The sequence below is a fragment of the Undibacterium sp. CCC3.4 genome (assembly GCF_034347425.1).
Taxonomy (GTDB): domain Bacteria; phylum Pseudomonadota; class Gammaproteobacteria; order Burkholderiales; family Burkholderiaceae_D; genus Undibacterium.
Window position 1 is genome coordinate 128835 of the sequence record NZ_CP133779.1, and the last position, 18323, is coordinate 147157.

Below are 18323 nucleotides of genomic sequence, written 5' to 3' on the forward strand. Positions count from 1 at the left end.
TGAAAATCAAAGCCCCCCTTCATTGATCGACTATTTGTTTGCGGCTGGCATTGTCACAGGCACGGACGACACGCCTAAGCCCTTGCATGGTTTGCATTCGACCCAGCCACTCAACCCCGGCCAACCTCCTGTTCCACCGCACAAGCTACATTCCATGCCGTCATCCGTAAGTTTTTGAGTATCTTCCAATTCTTTATCATTACTGGCAATAACCACAATACACTCCTTTAATTTAAATTTACTACAACTGCTGTATTTGCAAAATTAATAAAATTTCCGAACGGCTATTATCAGTGCCTTTCGTATGCATAAATTTAGGTAAAAATGACAAACCATCATGTGTGCCGCTCTCTTTATTTTCTGTCAAACCGCCCAGGATAATCAAATCACCATCTTGCATTGATACAGTGGTCTTTAGCGCACGCTTGATCAGCGTAGGCGAGTTATTTACGCCGGTCGTTGTCGTAACGAAATTCGAGAGTTGTTGATCTATATTCAGATCGATGACAGATTCATGCACAACTGGCTGAATATCAAATAACACGCCCGATGACCGATATTCGACAGATTGGACAGCCTGCCCTGCACCAGTAGGATAAGAAATTGCACCCAGAACTGGTACATCTTGGCCTACCGAAAAGGTACCTTTTGAACCCGAGCGAATTCGAAGAGACGGCGAAGAAACAACTTTAAACCTGCTGTCACTAGAGAGCGCTGAATAGATCACATCAAGCGTAGCATTTTTAAACTGTACGAAGTTTCCTGTATTCATCGCGGCACCAATACCAATATTTAATTTTCCGCCTAAAATATTTGTGAGAAGACCAAATGCAGAACCGTCTTTTTCACTTGTACTGACCTCATAAACCACGCTACGAACTAAAACTTCACCGGTTACAAAATCAACTTGTGGAAGAAGTTTTTTCAGTCTTTCAATCTCTTTTCCCGGTCCTGAAAACATAAGAATATCAATGCCGCTCTGATCAATCAGCGAAGCTGCAGAACCACTCGGAACACTTGTTTGTACTTTGCCTCCGTCCGGCGCTGCGATTGCATGATTAACCGAAAAAGAGCCTTTAAACAAAGGCGATAACAAGCGTGCGAGATAGGTAACCTCGCGGAATTTAGGACGATATACGAACGTATCTGGCTCAATTTCTGCCTTTTCATCAACCTTGCGCTTCGCCACAAAATCAATTCCGCTATGAGATTCCAGTGAATAGCCTAGCGATTCAAGAAACACTTGAAGAAAGATTTTTAAATCTCCCTTGTCGTTCGCATAGCGAAAAGATACCAGACGTCCATCAGTTAAAATCTCTGGATCAAGTACGTAAGGAGTTTTTAACGCTTCGCTATAAATCAGTTGAATGACCTGAGCCACGCAAATCGACTGAAAATCAAAACGTGAAACCTTTGAGGTTTGCACATACGGCCTAGAAATATTTGCAGGATTAGAAATTGATTGCACCTCCTGAGCCGACGATAAAACAGACGACAACAACAAAACGACGAAAAAAATATTTTTCATTTTTTTAACTCCTGCAATGCAGAGTGAGTATCAAGAGCGCCGGACCATAATGCCACCCGTTCGCCATCAACTTCACCCACCATGCTAATTCCAGTATTTTGAAAAGAGGATGGATGTTCAACGCGAATACGTCCCGAGGAATCAGCGATGACAATATAAAACCGTTCGCCGGCTTGAAAGTTTCCGACAATGCGCCAAACTGATGAGACGCCCTGAGAGCCATTTTTATGATCGTTTGCAGAGATTGGTGTAACAGAACTCAATTTATCGTCTTGAACGCCTGATTTGATGCTTGTAACGATCTTCTTCTCATAACGAGAAGCATCAAAAAAATGCAAAACACCGTATAACCCAATACCGCCGAGAAAAATAATTCCGGTAGCCATAGCCCACAGCTTTTTTGAATTCAAAATATTTTGACGTTTATCAACCTGTAATTCCTTGCCATTCCCACCAACGTAAGAGGAATACAAAGGAAAAATAGCTGGATCATATTTCTTGTTTTCGACAGACACACGACTTTTCACAGTCTGTTTATAGCCCTCCCACATTTCCACCCGATAAATCTTACTCAATCCGAGAGACTTGATTTTCGTTGTTCTAAAACTCAACTCAACCACTACTTTTAACTGCCGATGTAAATCAGAAATGTCCTGCACCATCAACACTAAATCGCAAGAAACTTTCGACACCTCGTCAACATAGTGACGATGCTCACGAAAAAATATTGCATGCTCTTTCAAAAGCTTGCAATCGGTTCCCCAAAATCGCCAAGCTTCATCAATGCAAACCATGTCTCCAGGCAAGCAAAAAGTTTCCTCGTCCGATCCACACGGTAAAAAGGTAGATTTTTTTACGTCATCGTTGGTGCAATGAAAAACATTCCCTAGCTGGTCTAAGTCCACACCCCATTCTTCGCAGCAATACGCTCGGCACGCATCGTTATCAATACCATCGACGTTTGTAACAACACGCCGACCAGCACACAACGCAGGAAGAATTACTGACACCACACATTCAAACGATTTCCCTGATCCCATTAAACCGGTATAGGCATTAATTGGCATAAATAACCTCAACCGATTATCGGCAAACGACGGATTAGGAACCGCGTGGCGTAAGCAGAAACCACAAGGGACAAACCTGCCTGTAAAGCGAATACATCCAAAAAGTAAGCTGTATTTGCGGCAATACTTGAAAGGGCTCCGTTCAACGAAGATGATGAAGGTAATAAGTTAGTGATGACTGAAACAAATTCTGTCGTAATAAAATACAGCCCAAAGAAAACGACAAATTTCACGAGAACGGAGCGCACTAACCAGGCCAGCGCGGTATTGAAAACACTTAATACGATTCCGAACATATAAACCTCACGCAGAAAGAATGATTAACAGGGCTAGCAAAGAAAAAGCCAAGACCATCGCGGCATGAATAGTCGAACGGTTGTTGTCCAAAATCGTGCAGTGCGCCTCCATCGTTTGGGTATGTCCAAAAAGATCTAACGTTGGCCGAGGACAGACTCCCGCAGACATGGTCGGCGAATAGCTCTTAAGGTCTGGCAACAAGTTCATGATTGGATTTAAAATCATTTGAGCGGTAGGAGTCGCTTCCAAAGTTGGCGCGCCAACACCAGGATCAGAGCCAAGGTTCTGTAATGGATTTGCAGAGGCAGGATTAGTTGCATTAGGATTTGGTGCAGTCGTGGGCTGCAAAGTGGCCGATGCTGGATTGGATGGCAACGTCCATGTATCTATCACATTTGATGCATGAGGCTGTGCAACCAGATCGCCAACTGTTGGCCAAAGCGACGGATTTGCTTGTTGCCAGGTCTGAGCTTCTGTAGCAGTAATTGGATTACCTGAAGGATAGGGAAAGCCGGCATATCCAGGTTGTGAAGCGGCTTGCTGCCAAAGTGTGTTGGCTAATGCAGCGACCAACTGAGGATTTACAGCTTGCGCCTTCTGAACGTCCGTTAAAGTACCTGCCGCTTGCCCGATGGTCTGACCTGTAGCGACTTGTCCTGTAGCATAAGAAAACGCCTTACAAGATGAACCTTGATAATACTGTCCACTCGGACAAACTACAGCGCCATTACTAAGATTGACATAAATAGTTGCACCGTTCGCGTTGGTCCCAGTCTTCAATTTATAGACAGTCGAACACGTGTACATTGTGGAACCAGTTCCGCTAAAAGCGCAGGTTTTTGAAATCAAATTTATATACGCGCTACCGGAAACAGCCAACACATCGGCGATTGCTTGGCTTGCCATGGCATCTGGACTTGAAGAACAGCCACCACCACCGTTATTAGTACACCAAACTGAACCAATCCCAATAGATGTACCGGGAATTGAGTTAGTGTCCGAACCAGGCGTAATAACATCGACAGTTTTATTTGAATTAAATAGCCAGTTCACCAAACCATTCAATGCCAAATTGACGGTATATCCGACCACAGTAGATGCAGCTGCAAATATAAGTAATGATCCCCAGGCCGGCGCTGTAATTCCAGCTAATGTCACAGCGCCCGCTCCAGCGACAGCTCCGGCTGCCGATGATGCAATATTGACTGCAGAGCCAGACATAGCTGATAAAGTCGAATATGTTCGAGGATCATTGGGAACATAACCACGATTCTGCAATGCAGTTTGTGTCGTTCCGGATAGCGCCCGATTCATGTTCCAGTACGCAGCATCACTTGCCGTTAATGCCCACGATTTCAAAGGCAATAAGGCGATCAAAAAGCATAATTTCAATATGAGTAACTTACGCATAATCACCCTTCCAAGCCTTGAATAACTGCCCATGCGCAGATAATGCCCCAAGCAAAAACGAACAAGTACCAAAGTTGTGTTGCTGTCATATTTATCTCCCATAAAATAAAAAAGGGCAGAGCATTTCTGCTGTGCCCTGTCAATCAATACGGGCTAGTATTAACCGCCACGCAGCATGCCAAGAACGATTTTTGCAGCTTTGATTGATACATAAATTACTGCCAGAACAGCCGCTACCGCCATCACACCTGTTACGACATCTGCAGCAGTGAACGCCGAAGTAACTGGCGTTAAATCAACAGCAGCATTCGCAACGCCAGCGCTCATCGCAATAACGGAAGCTGCAACCAATGCGATTTTGTTTTTAAAAGTTTTCATAAAATTTCCTTCATTAAAAAATATCGGAAGCCGTCCGACTCGGTTTGTTATTAACCCTTGCGGATTAAATTTAGAACTACACCAGCACCACGTGCCACTAGGAAAAATAGCAGCACAAAAGAAAATCCAACCGAGAAAACAGTGGCGACTGAAGCCGGGTCAAGTGGCTCCAGTGCCATGTCAAAATAATTTGCGCTTGCTGGATCAATGACATAGGCGATTTGCATTACAGGTTTTTGCTTCACGCCGCCAACGCTTGAGCATGGCGCGACAGATGCACCGCTAGTCACCGGAACGCAAATAATCACGTTTTGCAAAGAGCCTGTAGCCATTAGTCTTCCTCGAAAAATGAATGCAATCTAAAGCCTTCTGTGCAGTGAACATGCGCGGTTTCAATAGCAGACTCCTGATCATCAAAACGCCCTGCTTCATCAAACCATTGCGTGTAACTCACATCGCCAAAATGAGGGCATAGAAACAACGCGCTTTCTGTGTCCTGAACAATGAAAACGCGCCGCATGATTAGGCCGCTTTCGGTTGTTTGACCATCTCAATTGGCTTCAAATCAATCAACTGAGTTTTCTGAATTTTTCCTGTCGTAACAATTTCCAGTGTCGCTTCTGCCATAAACGGAAACGTCAGATGTTTGTATTTGGCATATTCATCCGACATACCAAAAGAATATTCAACGGCAGAAAAACCTTTTGCATTTCCTTTACTGTCATCTAATCCAGTCTCGACATAGATTTTTGTGCTGTCATAACCGCTACCATTTTCAAGAGTGCCTTTAGAGGCTTTCATACCGAGTACTTTGATTTGTGAAGTAAATTTCATGATGCTTTTTCCTTTTGGAATTTAATGTGTATGACTACTGGTAAAGCCAGAACCATCGGTGTAGCCGTAGTCCGATGTGGCGAATTCATCCGCAAATAAAACGTTGCTTCTTATTGGTTGTTTGTGCAGAGGCACAAATATTTGTGGTGCGACTTTCGCTAGCCGCTTAGGCCATTCGTCCTCATCAGATTGAAGCTGATTGATCAGTTCTTCGTCTGAATCAACCAAGCCACGCAACACGCGGAGATACTTACCAAATTGCGTTTTAATGATTTTTTTGGACGCTTCCACAGTAATTTCCGCGCGTTGCCGCTTGGTTTCCATTTTCTCAGCTGTACTGTCCCGAAGATTGCGCAACCATGGGTATTGGCAGAAAAAGGTTTCTGGCATCAGCAACACATCCAAAGGGATGATCGTGTCTTTATTTTTGATTTCCAATTCGACTCGCACCCAAGGCGAACTTGGGTCACCTAACTGTCGGCCTTTGTCATAGCGACGCAAATACAGGTCCGAAGTACGAACTCCAATAGCATCGGTTATGCCGGCCTGCAGGCCACGGTTCGTATGAATGCAGCCATACACTTGGTAATTCGGCCAAGCATCTTTTGAATTAATGTGGCGCTGTTGGCGGACGAATTCACCTCGGTGATATGCCTCTTCAAATTCGTCATGTGTCGGTCCATCGGTGTAATAGTCGGCGGCAATATCTACGCGACTAATCCGAACATCTGCACCATGGTCATTGAGTTGATTTAAGAATTTATGTAATTTTTCTGCTGCATCCGGATTGGCATTTAACCAACCGTCACCTGAAATCGAGACTAAAAAACGGTTATTACGATGACCAATGCAAAAAATTCCCATGTTGTCACCAATCACGAAACTTTCTTTATGAAAGTGCATGCCAAAACCGTTCTTTTTACTAATCCCAAAACCATCACCAAACATGTCATGCAAAATTAGTGAGATAGCGCTTGCGATGTCATCATCAGTAAAAGCTTTATAGCCATTGAATCTAAGAAAAGCATCAACATTCGCAGTGAACGTAAGCCAGTCAATAAATACCTTACTGTTTGATGCCGCACGCTTTGGAACTTGTTTTACCGCACCATCTGCCAACACTAGATCGATGTAATCTTGTTCATGTACCCCTCTATTAGCTTGGAGGGGTTCAGCGCTTGGCGCAAACGCTTGTTTTTTAGACGACGCAACCCGGCCCTGCGGCTGTCCGTCCTCGCTGTCGCTGCGGGCGGGCAGGCGCGTGCCGCGTTGGTTGCGGAGATCGTCGTCTAAGCGTTTCATCTTGCTCATTTGAAGCACCCTGAATCAACTGAAAAAAAACGATTTACGCCAAAGGAAAGATAAAAAATAAAAATACTCATTACGCGAACTCCTTTGCTAAACATTGTTTTCTTAGAAGTTCAATGGAAATCAAGGTGTATTTGCCAATTTTTACTTGAGGAACAAGCCCCTTATTGCACCAGCCAATAATGACGCCAGGTGGAAGTCCAACCATGTCAGCAAAACGTTCACGCGAAACCACCGGCGATGGATAATGAGAAAATGCCTGTATTGGAAATTCAGGTCTGGTGACAAAATTCGAAAAAGCGTCCAAAATATCAACCCTCAGCTATAACATTACCCTAGAAAATTCATATATCCTAATTTAGGACAAATGAACAATATAGGCATTAAACCTCTATTGGAATACTATGTCAACAACTATTGAAGATCGCGTGATACTTTTACTTCGCGATCAATCTGGAGAATTGGAGCCCGACAAAAAAAAGGGGGTTATCGATAAAATAAAATCGGCAATAGGAAGTGACGCACAACAGCCTCAAATCGGAGGCCATGGCTTTTGGGAAAGGCTTGGATTTTTTACAGGGATTAACTCTAAAAGATGGCGAAAAGTCTATGCAAGAGATCAGCGTATAACTTCAGATATGTTTCAAGCACTCGCCCAACTTTTCCCAGATTATGCATTCTGGCTTAGCACGGGGATTACCGATGCGGCCAATGGTCATATTGCACCATACACTGCACAAATATTTCCAGAGCGAATTTATGAAACATCGTATGCAGCGCACCAATATTTCACTCATAGCCTTAATTTAGCCCAAACGTTATATAAAGAAGCACAAGTAAATACTAATGACGAAAAAGAACGAATGTATGCAGCAGAAAGGACTCGCCCTTTAGCTCACTGGTGGGATAGCCCTCTAAGCGATGCTGCATATAAAATTGCATCTTCTGAAGAATACGATTATTTAAAAAAACTTTGGAATGAGCGGGAAGAAGAACGCAAGGAAAATATTGAACGTATTGCAGCACAAAAACAGAAACCATTAGTAGCTCAAACCACAGAAAAAAATTCGTCTAATCTTAGAATTACACCAATACTCGGTATTGATCCCAGAACTCAACATCAAAATCGTTGGGATTTGTTTTATCGACCAAAAGATTTGCAAAAATCGAAATTTGCTCTAAGCATATTAAATATTCCATTAACACAACTCACAGATGAACAATTCAAAAGTATTGCCGAAATGTCACTTTCAGATATTCAAAAATATTTAGAGCATCATGGAATAAATGAGAACTTAGTTTTCCCAGTCATGCAAGGAGGACAAATTCGCTACAACGAAGACAAACTTACCCCAAACGAAACTGAGAGACTTGAAAAGCTGATGATTGAACACAGAAAGCGTAATAATGGCAATCAAGCAAAATAAAACAAAAACTGCTTGGCAAGTCAATATTCAACCAGGAGGGCGAAGTGGAAAGAGAATCAAAAAGACCTTCCCAACCAAAGCTGAAGCACTAGCCTGGGAACGTCACATTCAGGCAAAAGTGCAAGAAACACCCGAATGGTCACCGCAAAAAAAAGATGCTCGTACACTGTCCGATCTTGTCGATATATGGCAACGTCATCACGGCTCAGGGTTGCGGGCCGGAGCTGATACATATCGCCGCTTATTGGCAATGTGCACAGCAATGGGAAATCCTCGCAGCGACCTTTTTACAGCAGATCAGTTCGCTGAATATAGAGCGAAGCGTATTAACGATGGCGTGACTGCCAATAACATGAACCGCGAGCAATCATATTTACGAGCGGTATTTAATGAATTAATTCGACTCGATCACTGGAAGAAAGAAAATCCATTACAAAAACTGCGAGCATTCAAAATCCAGGAAAAAGAGCTTTCATATCTCGCGCCTGAACAAATAACAATACTATTAGCCGAATTAAGCCAGGCGCAAAATCCGCATGTCGCCCTGGTAACGAAAGTCTGCCTATCAACGGGCGCCAGGTGGGGAGAAGCTGAGTCATTACGGATATCCCAAGCCCGTAGCGGAGTCATTCAATTCGTTCAGACAAAATCGAGTAAAGCACGTGCTGTCCCGATCACGCCACAGCTCGAAGAAGAACTAAAAAAACACCATGATAAATACGGTAATGATGAACGCTTATTCACAACGGCCTACTCAGCATTTAGGGATGCATTAAAACGAACCGAGCTAAAACTGCCGGCAGGCCAAATGACACATATCCTGCGCCATACGTTCGCCAGCCATTTCATAATGAACGGCGGGAACATCCTGGCATTGCAAAAAGTCCTTGGTCATCACAGTTTGGCCATGACCATGCGGTACGCCCGTCTGTCACCAGAGCATTTGCAGGAAACAAGAAAACTGAATCCGATTAGTGCTTTAAATCTTGGTTGAACTTCCGTTGAACCTTTGACGAACGCAGAATAAAAAAAGGGGCTACGAATAAACGTAACCCCTTGTTTTTAATACTAAATTCTGGTGGGCCTCCCGTGAGTCGAACACGGTACCAACGGATTATGAGTCCGCTGCTCTAACCAACATGAGCTAGAGGCCCATTTTTTTTCAACGATTTTTTTGCGCGATAAGTTGCATAAAAAAACGCGGTGCTGCTGAAAAAAAGCAGCGCCAATTATAACCTATTAATTCCCTTCGAGGAAGCTCTTGAGCTTATCCGAACGTGACGGGTGACGCAGCTTGCGCAGCGCTTTGGCTTCTATTTGACGAATGCGCTCGCGCGTGACGTCAAACTGCTTGCCGACTTCTTCGAGCGTGTGATCGGTCGACATTTCCACGCCGAAACGCATGCGCAAGACCTTGGCTTCGCGTGGGGTGAGCGAGTCGAGCACATCTTTGACGACATTGCGCATCGATGCATGCAAGGCCGCATCAGCCGGTGCCAGGGTGTGGTTGTCTTCGATGAAATCGCCGAGATGCGAATCGTCGTCGTCGCCGATCGGTGTTTCCATCGAAATCGGTTCCTTGGCGATTTTCATGATCTTGCGGATTTTATCTTCCGGCATTTCCATTTTGATCGCCAAGGTGGCCGGATCCGGCTCTACCCCGGTTTCTTGCAAGATCTGGCGCGAGATGCGATTCATTTTATTGATCGTCTCTATCATGTGCACCGGAATACGGATGGTGCGCGCCTGATCGGCGATCGAACGCGTAATGGCCTGACGTATCCACCAAGTCGCATAGGTCGAGAATTTGTAGCCGCGACGGTATTCGAATTTGTCGACGGCTTTCATCAAACCAATATTGCCTTCTTGGATCAAGTCGAGGAATTGCAAGCCGCGGTTGGTGTATTTCTTCGCGATCGAAATCACCAAGCGCAAGTTGGCTTCGGTCATTTCGCGTTTGGCTTTGCGGGCCTTCATTTCACCGGCCGACATCCTTTTATTGATGTTGCGCAGATCAGGCAAAGGCAAGACCACGCGCACTTGCAGGTCGATCAGTTTTTGCTGCAGTTGCTGTACCGATGGCACGTTACGGCCGAGTATCGCGCTGTAAGAATGACCGGCATTGACTTCGCCAACCACCCAGTTGAGATTGGTTTCATTGCCCGGAAAAACTTTAATGAAATGCGAACGCGGCATGCCGCAGCGATTGACCGCCACTTCCAGAATTTGCTTCTCGATATGGCGCACTTCATCGACTTGGCCACGCAAGGTGTCGCACAGTTTTTCGACTACTTTGGCGGTGAAACGGATGCCCAATAATTCATTGGAGATGGCTTCTTGCGCCTTGACATAGGTTTTCGAGTTGTAGCCTTCTTTTTCGTAAGACTTGCGCATCTTATCGAAATTGACCGAGATGATTTCAAACTTGGCCAACGCATCGCGCTTCATTTGTTCGAGTTGTTCCGACGAGATCGCAGCGGCGCCGGCAGCGGCGTCTTCTTCATCGACCTCTTCTTCTTCCTCTTCGTCTTCCTCTTCTTCGGCATCTTCATCGACCACCACCACTACCGGCGGCGCAACCGGTGCGGCATCGTCGGAAGCATTCGGGTCGACCAAGCCATCGACCAATTCATCGATTTTAATTTCATCGGCGGCGATACGGTCAGCCGCCGCGAGGATTTCCGCGATCGTGGTTGGGCAGGCGGAGATCGCCTGGATCATGTCTTTGAGGCCTTCTTCGATCTTTTTGGCGATGACGATTTCGCCTTCGCGCGTCAGCAGCTCAACCGAGCCCATTTCGCGCATGTACATGCGCACCGGGTCGGTGGTGCGACCAAAATCGGAGTCGACCGTCGACAGCGCGGCCTCGGCAGCGGCTTCGACTTCATCGTCGTCGGTGGTGACGGTGACGACATTGTCGGATAACAGCAAGGTTTCGGCATCAGGGGCTTGCTCGTAGACTGCCACACCCATGTCGTTGAAGGTACCAATGATGCCTTCGATGGCTTCCGGATCGACGACGTTTTCTGGCAAGTGATCGTTGATTTCAGCAAAAGTCAGGTAGCCGCGATCTTTACCGAGCTTGATCAGGGTTTTGAGCTTTTGACGGCGGCGTTCGAGTTCTTCTTCGGTCGCTTCCGGATCGGACGAGAACGCATCCTTGAGCAAGGCTTTTTCTTTGGCTTTACGGTCTTTCGCTTTGGCCTTGTCGATCGCCTTCATTTCGGCACGTTCAACCGCATTCAATGCCGCGATTTCTTCGTTTTCAGGCTGGTATTCTTTCGGCTTGCGGCCGCGACGACCAGGCACTTTCACGCCGGGCAAGACATAACCGGATGTATCGATGGCGGCCAGCACGGCAGCGTCAGTCGTTTGGCTGACGGTAGGCGCAGAGCCATTCTTGATTTCCTGAACTTCAGGAGCAAGTTTTACTGATTTCTTGGTAGGCTTAATCACTGTCTTTGCATCGGTTTTGTTAGTTGTCACGGAAGCTTTCGATGTTGCGTGAAGCACTGGGTTGGCCTGAGGCGACTCCGTTGCGGTTCGCGTTTGCTTACCTGCAATCTGATGAGTTGCGCCATCCGCAACTTGCTCATCACTTTTTCTGGCTTCAGAGGGCGCGCGGGCTTGCGCCTTGGCCGGCGCACTACCAGACCGCACCGGCTTGCTCACCTTGGCGGCCACAGTAGCGGGCTGCTGGGGCGGCGAAGCCGAGGTTTTTTTTGCACTACCGGCTGGTACCGCTGCTTTCGAGGCAGGCGCTGCCGACTTCGGTGTTGCGCTTGCTTGGTTAGCAACACTTGCAACTGCGACTGGTTTTGTCACAGTCGGTGTTTTGACACTTACTACTTTGGCTATCACTGTCTTGCTGGGCTTTGTTGCAGCAGCAGCGACAGTTGCATCTTTCGAAAGCTTCGCTGCAGTGTTTTTCACTGCCTCGGGCATCGGGGTTTTCGCGGGTTTCTTCATTGCGCTAGCCATTGAATCAAACCATCCGGAACTGAGTAGCTTCCCTGATACAAAAAGAAAAAAGCAGGTCATTCGACCCGCACACGGCGCTAGCCGTTTTTCATTTCAGGTGCCACAGTCTTCAGTGCCAGTGTTTTGGGTTACTCGGAGGAGTGTCAAACTCACCTAAACAACACATTCCATGCCAAATCAGTCGATTGAGCACAGAATGAAACAACCTAAGACTTTGAATCGTAAGCCTTTAATTATACCACGCAGTGAGGCTTTTCTCTAGCCCGCACCATAGCAAAAGGCCATGGGACTGATAAAAAAATAGGCAATCAGTTTTCAAAAGATAAACTCAAAGCATGATTAAGCGCAAACAAACAGATTATCATGCTGCTGAAATATTCAGCAGCGCCCCGTTACTACCATAGACAAAAAACTGCTTTTCATCAACGATTGGCGGCTTCGGTGATCGCTTGCTTGCGCAATTCTTCTTGCAATTGCATGATTTCTCGCCAACGCGCGCGTGCCTCATCGGTTTGCAAGCCACCCGAAGCCAAACGCTCGGCCTCGTTTTTCAAGGCCTGTGAACGAATCTGCCGGATTGCGCCGAGTAATTCGAGCTTGACCAAGTCAGGGTCGGTATCGGTTTGTTCGGCGACCTCGGCAATCAAACCATCGAAGTCGGCACTCACATTGCGTAATTGCTCGGCCAAGGCAGCAAATTGCGCGCCCTCACCCATTGATTGCGCAGTAGCAACCAACTGACCGAGCATGGCCGCTCCGTCGGGGGCCAGCAAGGCAGCTTCGGCCAATAAGTCGGCATCGAGCAGCATCGCCAGGGCCGGGTAAGCCACCAGAATGCGCATGATCTGGCGCTCCAAACCAACCGGCGCACTGCGCTTGGATTTCGGCGGCGCTTGCTTTTGACGCGCAACTGGCTGCGCAAGTTCAAACAGGGCTTCAATTTCCGCCGGTGTAGTTTGCGTGACTTGCGCCAAATTGCGCACGATTTGCAAACGCAAACCGGAAGCTTGCATACCTTGCAACATCGGCTTGGCATCGAACTGGGTTTTAGCGCGCCCTTCGGCGGTGGTCAAATCGTTGTCGCTGATCATTTCACGCATGAAAAATTGCGACAGCGGCATGGCACCACGGACTTCCTGCTCGAAGGCGTCGGCACCGAATTGACGAATGTAACTGTCAGGATCGTGCTCGGTCGGTAAGAATAAAAATTTGATGAATTTGTCATCATTGGCGTGCGGCAGACAGGCATCGAGGGCGCGCCGCGCCGCGCGACGACCGGCGCTGTCGCCATCGAAACTGAACACCACGTGATCGGTTTGGCGCAGCAGTTTTTGCACATGCGTAGCGGTACAGGCCGTGCCCAGCGTCGCCACCGCTTGGGGAAAACCCATTTGCGCCAGCGCCACCACGTCCATATAGCCTTCAGTCACCAGCACATAGCCGGCTTCACGAATGGCTTGGCGTGCCTCGAACAAGCCATACAATTCCAAGCCTTTTTGAAACAGCGGCGTTTCCGGCGAATTCAAATACTTCGGTTCGCCCTGCTCCATGATACGCCCACCGAAACCGATGATCTGCCCCTTGGTATTGCGAATCGGGAACATCACGCGGTCACGGAAACGATCATAACGCTTGCGTTGCCCGCCTTCCTCATCGCTTTTGTCGATGACTAAGCCGGCTTCCACCAGCTCCGGGGCTTGGTAATCGCCATACACGCTGCGCAAACTGTCCCAGGCATCGGGCGCGAAGCCGAGCGCAAAACGGGCCGCCACTTCGCCGGTTAAACCGCGTTTTTTCAGGTAGGCGATGGCGCCTGGTGCCGTGCGCAGCTGTTGCTTGTAGTAATCGCCGGCCTTGGTCATTACTTCCGACAAGGCCAGGCTTTTGGCTTGCACTTCCGCGCGCTGCGCCGGTAACAAACGATCTTCTTCCGGCACGATCATGCCGTTGTTCTGGGCCAGATCGCGAATCGCATCGACGTAACTGAGGCCGGAATATTCCATCAAAAAACCGATCGAGCTACCATGCGCACCACAACCGAAGCAGTGATAAAACTGCTTGGTCGGGCTGACCGTGAAGCTCGGCGATTTTTCGTTATGGAAGGGGCATAAACCCATGTAGTTGGCACCGCCCTTTTTCAGCTGGACGTAGCCACCCACCACGTCGACAATGTCGACGCGGGCCAGCAAATCTTGAATGAAACTTTGCGGTATCACAGGAGTTGACGCATGCCGTCGAGCGCTTCGTTATGTGGACTGCAATTAACGCGTCAACGCGGCTTTAACCAAGCCCGATACCTTACCCATGTCAGCACGACCGGCCAACTGGGTTTTAAGCACGTCGATGACCTTGCGCATGTCTTGCGGGCCGGCTGCGCCGGTTTGCGCCACTGCTGCAGTCACGGCCGCAGCCACTTCTTCATCCGACAAGGCAGCCGGCATATAGGCCGATAAGACCAGCAATTCGGCTTTTTCGATGTCGGCCAAATCTTGGCGGGCACCGGCTTCGAATTGCTGTATCGAATCTTTGCGCTGTTTGATCATTTTTTCTATGATCGCCAAGACCATCGCGTCGTCGAGCTCAATGCGTTCATCGACTTCGCGTTGTTTCATCGCGGCAGTCAACAGACGGATGGTGCCGAGCTTGACGGCTTCCTTGGCACGCATGGCGGCTTTCATGTCTTCGGTAATTTGTTCTTTCAAACTCATTTTGCTCTCCTGATACGGAATCGAATAAAAACACAAAGCCCGCTGCGGCTGACCGGAGCGGGCATGCAAACCTAAGCGGTATTACATTGCAGCGTTACTGGCATAGCCAGAAACAGAGGCAATATCAATACATTTTCTTAGGCAATTGCTGACTACGAATGCGTTTGTAGTGACGCTTAACTGCGGCCGCCAGCTTACGCTTGCGCTCTGCAGTTGGCTTCTCGTAGAACTCGCGAGCACGCAATTCGGTCAACAGACCGGTCTTTTCGATAGTGCGCTTGAAGCGGCGCATGGCGACTTCGAACGGCTCGTTTTCTTTAAGGCGAATTGTGGTCATTTAAGTTCAAACCATGGAAAGATTATAGGAAGAACGAGATAGTAGCAGGGTTTTCGATTTAAGGGAAGGTGGATGATTAAATCTTACGCAAATAATGCGTACCACTTGAACCGAAAACCACAAAAAGCTGTCGGCTCTCGCGTGTATGTTTCAATTTGTCAGAGCCGCAGTATCGGCCAAAAGCGCCGCTTTGTCCACCTCTGTTCACAAAAAGACATGAACAATCACACCGCCTGCCCGGCTGCCGAACCCGAAGCCCATGCCCATTGGAAGTTATAACCACCTAACCAGCCGGTCACATCGATGGCTTCGCCGATGAAATACAAGCCTGGCACAGCATTGGCCATCATGCTTTGCTGCGACAGCGCCCGGGTGTCAACGCCACCGCGTGTCACTTCAGCCTTGCGGTAGCCTTCCGAGCCATCCGGCACAATTTCCCACTGGTTGATTTTTTGTCCGAGTTCGCGCAAGCGTTTATCTTGCATGTCAGCGATTTTTTGTTGTCCGTCGAAACCATGCGCGGCCAATAATCCGTCGGCCAAGCGTTGCGGCAGGTATTGGGCTAAATAATTAGCCAGATTTTTTTTACTGCTGCTCTTGGCGGCAATCAGTTCCGCGGCCAATTCACAGTCGGGCAGTAAATTCAGGCGTATCGGCGCGCCTGCTTGCCAAAAACTGGAAATCTGCAAAATGCCGGGACCAGACAAGCCGCGGTGGGTGAATAAGATGTCTTCACGAAACAGCGCGCGTTGCTTCTTTTCGCCGGTTTCAACGGTCACGGCCAGCGCGATACCGGCCAGCGGCACGAAGGCTTCCCAATCGCGCAGGGCGAAGCTCAGGGGTACCAAGGCTGGCCGCGGCTCGATGACTTTGAGGCCGAATTGGCGCGCAATCTGATGGGCGAAGTCGGTGGCACCGATTTTCGGTATCGATAGGCCACCGCTGGCGATCACCACACTGCTCACTGCTATGCTGCCGGTGGCAGTCTCAAGCACGAAGCCACCAGCGGCCGCTGGCGCAACTGCCGCCACGCTGCATGGCATGCGCCAGCTTACGCCGGCGCGATCGCATTCAGTTTTGAGGACGCGGATAATGTCTTCGGCGCTGTCGTCGCAGAATAACTGGCCTTTGTGCTTTTCATGCCAAGCCACGCCGTGCCGTTTGAGCAAGGCTAAAAAATCCTGCGGTGTGTAGCGCGACAAGGCGCTTTTGCAGAAATGCGGGTTGTCCGATAAGAAATTCGCCGGCCCAGTTTCTAGATTGGTGAAGTTGCAGCGTCCGCCACCGGAAATGCGGATTTTCTCGGCCAAGCGGGTGGCGTGATCAATCAGTACCACGCGGCGGCCACGTGCAGCGGCGACGGCCGCACACATCATTCCGGCGGCACCGGCACCGATCACGGCGACATCATATTGCTGGTTCATGCGATTCCCATCTTCAATTGAGGCGAGATTGTAGCCTAGGCGCCTATCGGACTGAGGGAATCGCAGCAAAAAATCATCAGCGCAACAAAAAGGGCGTGCCCGATACCATCCGGTCACGCCCTTTTTAAAGCGGCTGCGCCACCCCGCGCTGAGTCTATTTAGACAAGCGGCACAAGGCCACGGACTTGGCCGCTACCCGCTCGACGGCAAACAAGCTCGACGACAAAGGCAGAACCAAGGCCCCTTGGCTGATGCTGTCACCGCTGGCGACATTGACGGCAAAGCCATTGATGCTAAACAAGTTGTTAGCGTCATTGACTTTATTAAAGCTCAGATTATTCGTCGCGGCCGTTGTGCTCGGCAACAATGTCGCTTGGATCACGCTACCGCTGACGCTGAGGCTGGCAATCGCCGTGCCGGCGTCGGCACAATCCCAACTGCCGTTGAGTTCACTGCCTGTCAATGCCTGCTGTTTGACGGCATACAACGCACCGGAACGCATCACCGGCGGCGTGTCGGTGTTATAGCCATAGTGATCAAATACCAATACGGCACCGCGGTCGCCCGCTTGTACCGTCAGGGTACCGAATTCACTGCCGTTTTGCTGCAAATGCAGACGGCCATCGGCATTATTGGTCTGCACCGTCAGTGTTACCGGCGCTTGGGCCGCTGTCTGCGTCGATACATTCGAACACGTGCCATTGGCATTTGCCTGGCCACCGACGCACACGGTCACGCTCTTGCCGCTGGCATCGAGCGAAATGGTACCGGCCACAGTGCTCGGCGAGCCACCATTGCTGGCATTGCGGCCTTTGCCAATAAAATTGTAGATGCCGGCAAGATTGCTCAGACTGGCCGGCAGCGCATAGCTGCTGCCAGTTACCGTAGCGGCAATGGCACCGAGCTTGACGCGGCCGACCAGCGTGCTGGTGCGCGTATCGAGTTTCAGATCAAAACTGCCGTTCGCACCGGTCAGCGTTACCAAGCTGCCGCTAGTCGTTTTGCTGTAGGTGCCGCTGAGATCGCTCAAGCCGTATTGGGTCGACAAGACGCGAATGCTGAAACTGCCATCCTGATTCAAAGTCAGGCGCCAACTGTCGCCGACATCGGCGACCAAGTCATACACGCTGGCGGTGCTGCTGTTGCCAGTAAGCGCGCTTAATCCGAGTTGACTGGCAGTGGCCGCCGAGGCGCTGGTCACCGCATCGAGTGTGACCACGGGCGTCACCACCGCGACCGGTGCCGTGCTAGTGCTGGAACCGCCACCGCAAGCGGCGAGCAAGAAACAAAGAGAGGCGCCGCTTAAATAGATTTTTTTCACAAGAAATTTCCCTGAACTTTTAAAAAATTGATTTTGCTCTAGAGCACAAAATACCGCCATGTAACAAATGTTCTATATCAGTGAATTCCCTCATTTCGCTCACCAGAACGGAATCTGTCCAGATAGCAGCAAGAACCTCGCACCAACATCTTGCATTGCAAAAGATTGCTTTATATCAGTGCGCGTGTTTGAAAAACGCAACGTTTACTAGGCTTTTAAAATTGAATTAAAGCTATAAAACAAGAAATTCTTGACTTGCTTTCGGCAAAATCGGATAACAGATCAGCGGCTGCGCAAACGTTT

Annotated in this window: 19 protein-coding genes and 1 tRNA gene; 3 read left to right on the forward strand and 17 right to left on the reverse strand. The window is 48.7% G+C overall.

The annotated features are described in order from the left end of the window. Positions 1-241 precede the first annotated feature (241 nt). The 10 genes from RHM61_RS00650 to RHM61_RS00695 form a co-directional block, all read right to left on the reverse strand. Entirely contained in the window at positions 242-1528 is a 1287-nt protein-coding gene (locus RHM61_RS00650) for a type II secretory pathway protein (protein WP_322249217.1), read from the reverse strand. After that, positions 1525-2595: a zonular occludens toxin domain-containing protein gene (locus tag RHM61_RS00655; RefSeq protein WP_322249218.1), complete on the reverse strand. Its 1071-nt coding sequence runs from the start codon at positions 2593-2595 to the stop codon at positions 1525-1527. The genes RHM61_RS00650 and RHM61_RS00655 overlap by 4 nt, the downstream gene beginning before the upstream one ends. Positions 2596-2603: 8 nt before the next feature. Next, a complete protein-coding gene (locus tag RHM61_RS00660; RefSeq protein ID WP_322249219.1) occupies positions 2604-2891 on the reverse strand; it encodes a DUF2523 family protein in 288 nt (95 codons plus the stop codon). Positions 2892-2898: 7 nt separating this feature from the next. Beyond that, a complete protein-coding gene (locus RHM61_RS00665) occupies positions 2899-4302 on the reverse strand; it encodes a hypothetical protein (RefSeq protein WP_322249220.1) in 1404 nt (467 codons plus the stop codon). A 159-nt stretch (positions 4303-4461) separates the two neighbouring features. Further along, positions 4462-4680, reverse strand: coding sequence for a hypothetical protein (locus RHM61_RS00670; RefSeq protein WP_322249221.1), 219 nt, complete (start codon positions 4678-4680; stop codon positions 4462-4464). Positions 4681-4730: 50 nt separating this feature from the next. Further along, positions 4731-5012, reverse strand: a complete 282-nt coding sequence (locus tag RHM61_RS00675; RefSeq protein WP_322249222.1) for a hypothetical protein — start codon at positions 5010-5012, stop codon at positions 4731-4733. Then, positions 5012-5200 (reverse strand): hypothetical protein, encoded by a 189-nt coding sequence (locus RHM61_RS00680; protein ID WP_322249223.1) that lies wholly within the window; start codon positions 5198-5200, stop codon positions 5012-5014. The genes RHM61_RS00675 and RHM61_RS00680 overlap by 1 nt, the downstream gene beginning before the upstream one ends. A gap of 2 nt (positions 5201-5202) precedes the next feature. Beyond that, complete coding sequence (locus tag RHM61_RS00685; protein ID WP_322249224.1) at positions 5203-5514, reverse strand: hypothetical protein; 312 nt, start codon at positions 5512-5514, stop codon at positions 5203-5205. A 21-nt stretch (positions 5515-5535) separates the two neighbouring features. Beyond that, complete coding sequence (locus tag RHM61_RS00690; RefSeq protein WP_322249225.1) at positions 5536-6816, reverse strand: replication initiation factor domain-containing protein; 1281 nt, start codon at positions 6814-6816, stop codon at positions 5536-5538. Positions 6817-6895: 79 nt separating this feature from the next. Further along, positions 6896-7129, reverse strand: coding sequence for a hypothetical protein (locus tag RHM61_RS00695; protein WP_322249226.1), 234 nt, complete (start codon positions 7127-7129; stop codon positions 6896-6898). A gap of 97 nt (positions 7130-7226) precedes the next feature. On the opposite strand from RHM61_RS00695, the gene RHM61_RS00700 reads away from it, so the two are divergent. Further along, positions 7227-8249, forward strand: a complete 1023-nt coding sequence (locus tag RHM61_RS00700) for a hypothetical protein (protein ID WP_322249227.1) — start codon at positions 7227-7229, stop codon at positions 8247-8249. Continuing rightward, a complete protein-coding gene (locus tag RHM61_RS00705) occupies positions 8230-9243 on the forward strand; it encodes a tyrosine-type recombinase/integrase (RefSeq protein WP_322249228.1) in 1014 nt (337 codons plus the stop codon). The genes RHM61_RS00700 and RHM61_RS00705 overlap by 20 nt, the downstream gene beginning before the upstream one ends. An 82-nt stretch (positions 9244-9325) precedes the next feature. On the opposite strand, the gene RHM61_RS00710 is transcribed toward RHM61_RS00705, so the two are convergent. Together RHM61_RS00710 and rpoD are read right to left on the reverse strand one after the other, a co-directional pair. Then, a tRNA-Ile gene (locus RHM61_RS00710) sits at positions 9326-9403 on the reverse strand. Positions 9404-9488: 85 nt separating this feature from the next. Continuing rightward, positions 9489-11762 carry an RNA polymerase sigma factor RpoD gene (rpoD, locus tag RHM61_RS00715; protein ID WP_416200204.1) on the reverse strand — a complete coding sequence of 758 codons (2274 nt, stop codon included), beginning with the start codon at positions 11760-11762 and terminating at the stop codon, positions 9489-9491. A gap of 151 nt (positions 11763-11913) precedes the next feature. Here rpoD and RHM61_RS00720 point away from each other — a divergent pair, with 151 nt between their 5' ends. Continuing rightward, entirely contained in the window at positions 11914-12387 is a 474-nt protein-coding gene (locus tag RHM61_RS00720) for a hypothetical protein (RefSeq protein ID WP_322249230.1), read from the forward strand. A gap of 265 nt (positions 12388-12652) precedes the next feature. Here the strand turns inward: RHM61_RS00720 and dnaG are convergent, their stop codons facing one another. The 5 genes from dnaG to RHM61_RS00745 form a co-directional block, all read right to left on the reverse strand. After that, positions 12653-14446, reverse strand: a complete 1794-nt coding sequence (gene dnaG, locus RHM61_RS00725) for a DNA primase (RefSeq protein WP_322249231.1) — start codon at positions 14444-14446, stop codon at positions 12653-12655. Positions 14447-14491: 45 nt separating this feature from the next. After that, positions 14492-14938 (reverse strand): GatB/YqeY domain-containing protein, encoded by a 447-nt coding sequence (locus tag RHM61_RS00730; protein ID WP_322249232.1) that lies wholly within the window; start codon positions 14936-14938, stop codon positions 14492-14494. A gap of 124 nt (positions 14939-15062) precedes the next feature. Then, entirely contained in the window at positions 15063-15275 is a 213-nt protein-coding gene (gene rpsU / locus RHM61_RS00735) for a 30S ribosomal protein S21 (protein WP_005877634.1), read from the reverse strand. 224 nt (positions 15276-15499) lie between these two features. Next, entirely contained in the window at positions 15500-16699 is a 1200-nt protein-coding gene (locus tag RHM61_RS00740) for an NAD(P)/FAD-dependent oxidoreductase (RefSeq protein ID WP_322249233.1), read from the reverse strand. A 154-nt stretch (positions 16700-16853) separates the two neighbouring features. Next, positions 16854-18020: a hypothetical protein gene (locus RHM61_RS00745; protein WP_322249234.1), complete on the reverse strand. Its 1167-nt coding sequence runs from the start codon at positions 18018-18020 to the stop codon at positions 16854-16856. Positions 18021-18323: the final 303 nt, after the last annotated feature.